This is a genomic window from Arcicella sp. GW458-12-2-14-TSB2, from assembly GCF_059423785.1.
Genome location: NZ_JBWKYN010000325.1, coordinates 1 through 2140 on the forward strand (window position 1 = coordinate 1; position 2140 = coordinate 2140).

Below are 2140 nucleotides of genomic sequence, written 5' to 3' on the forward strand. Positions count from 1 at the left end.
TGATTAGCTTCGTACAGGACATAATCTAACAAACTGGATAAAGATAAAATGGCATCACTATTACGTTTGTCTTCAGTGACAGAAAGGCTGTAAATATTATTGAGGGTATTCGTTAAAAAGTGTGGATTTATTTGAGACCTTAAATAATCAATCTCAATTTGTTTTTTTTCGTAAATGTTTTTGACTAAGGAATGAATGAGTTTAATGAAAAATGCTGGTAGAGTAAAAAAAAATATAGTTATAATACTTGAAACTATAAAGCCAGACTTGAATATAAACCAAAAGTTATTATAGAATACACTTAAAGACCTAGATTCTAAATTACCCTCTTTTAGTAAATCATAATCAAAGATTAATTGAACTCTGATATAAAAAAAAATAGCAACACTAATTACAATTATTACACTATATAATAATGTAATAAAGTATCGATATTTGTAATTATTATCCCATAATGGAGCAATTAGATACACAATTAAGTAGAAAAAAATTACATCAGTAATTAAACAATATAAAGTCGAAAGTAAATTGTAAAAGATTCCTGCTAATGGACGGCTTACCATTTCCCATAGACCAATAAACATCATTATCCAAAAAACACAATGCAATAAAATTCGTCTCTTAGCACATATACCTCCAATAGGATATATTTTTAAAAATAATTCTAAATTTTTTTCCATATTAATAGGTTTAATATTACTCATCAGTGTTTTAATTAGTTGATAATGAATAGATATTCTTTTACATCAGTTTTAATTGGAGTTTAACTAAGTATAAATCTTCTTTATTTTCAATTTGTAGAGAATGAGCTTCTGGAAAAATCGTAACTAATCGTTTTTTTACATTGGTTAGGCCTATGCCTCCAAATGTCTTTTTGTGGCTATTGACAACGAGAGTTGATTTACTATTTTGTACCTTAAAGTATAGGGTATTATCATCAACTTTAAGGAATATATTGATAAAGCAGTTTGAATACAAATCTCCAATAGAGTGCTTAAAGGCATTCTCAACAAAAGTTATAAGAATCATAGGAGGAATATTTCCATGAATATTTCCTTCTACATCAAACCTTACTTGAAGCCTTTTTGTATTCCTCATTTTTTCTAGTTCAATAAAATTAGAGAGGAAAAGCACTTCCTTTTCTAGGCTGATACTTGATTGATTAGCTTCATAAAGTACATAATCTAATAAACTAGATAAAGATAGAATAGCATCACTATTGCGTTTATCTTCAGTGACAGAAAGACTGTAAATATTGTTAAGCGTATTAGTTAAAAAATGTGGATTGATTTGGGACCTTAAGTAATCAATTTCTGCTTGTTTTTTATCAGAAATATTTTTGATTAGGAAGTGAGCGAGTTTGATAGAGAAGGCAGGTAAGGAGAAAAGAAAGATTTGTAACATACCAGAAAAAAGATGTCTAGGGTATTTAAAAAGATACATATAATCTTTAAACTTTTTTTCCAAATGAATAAGGTTTGCTTTAGTATCTTTTATCAAATGATTATCAAAAATAAATTGAGCTCTAATACGAAAAATAATTAAAATGCTAGCAATTAGTATAATTATACCTATGACTGTAGCCAAATATTTATGCTGATAATTATTCTTCCAAAGTGGAATTATTTTATACATTATCAAGTAGAAATAAATCATATCAAGAACTACTAAGTACAAAGCAGTTATGAAACCGTACCTTAAGTCTGGGCTAGTAGGTAGCGTCCATACTTTCCACAAACCTATAAACATCATTAACCAAAAAACACAATGTAATAAAATTCTTCTATTAAGAGATACTCCCTCAATAGGATATATCTTTAGAAACAACTCGGCAATTTTTTTCATATTCATTAATAGGTTTAATATTTTACATTAGCTCTAATTGTAAATCTACAGTATATCCGTTCTCTTCATTTTTTATCTGAAGAGAATGAGTATTTGGAAAAAGAGTTGACAACCGTTTTTTTACATTGGTTAGACCTATACCTCCAAAAGTCTTTTTATTGTTATTGGCAATGAGATTTGACTTGCTATTTTGTACCTCAAAGTATAGCTTCTCATTTTCAACCTTAAGTAATATGTTGATAAAACAGTTTGAAAATAAGTCTCCAATACTATGCTTGAAGGCATTTTCGACAAA

Annotated in this window: 2 protein-coding genes and 1 pseudogene; all 3 read right to left on the bottom strand. The window is 27.8% G+C overall.

The window, feature by feature from the left end; genetic code table 11:
* A partial coding sequence (locus AC07XN_RS24155; protein WP_494744903.1) for a histidine kinase occupies positions 1-680 on the bottom strand: 680 nt, incomplete at its 3' end.
* A gap of 61 nt (positions 681-741) precedes the next feature.
* Entirely contained in the window at positions 742-1845 is a 1104-nt protein-coding gene (locus AC07XN_RS24160) for a sensor histidine kinase (protein ID WP_494744904.1), read from the bottom strand.
* 22 nt (positions 1846-1867) lie between these two features.
* Positions 1868-2140: pseudogene (locus AC07XN_RS24165) on the bottom strand (histidine kinase); the annotation flags it as partial.

Bases quoted from the DNA above. Each gene is read 5' to 3' on its own strand.
- AC07XN_RS24160 (WP_494744904.1), bottom strand. From the start codon at position 1,845: ATGAAAAAAATTGCCGAGTTGTTTCTAAAGATATATCCTATTGAGGGA.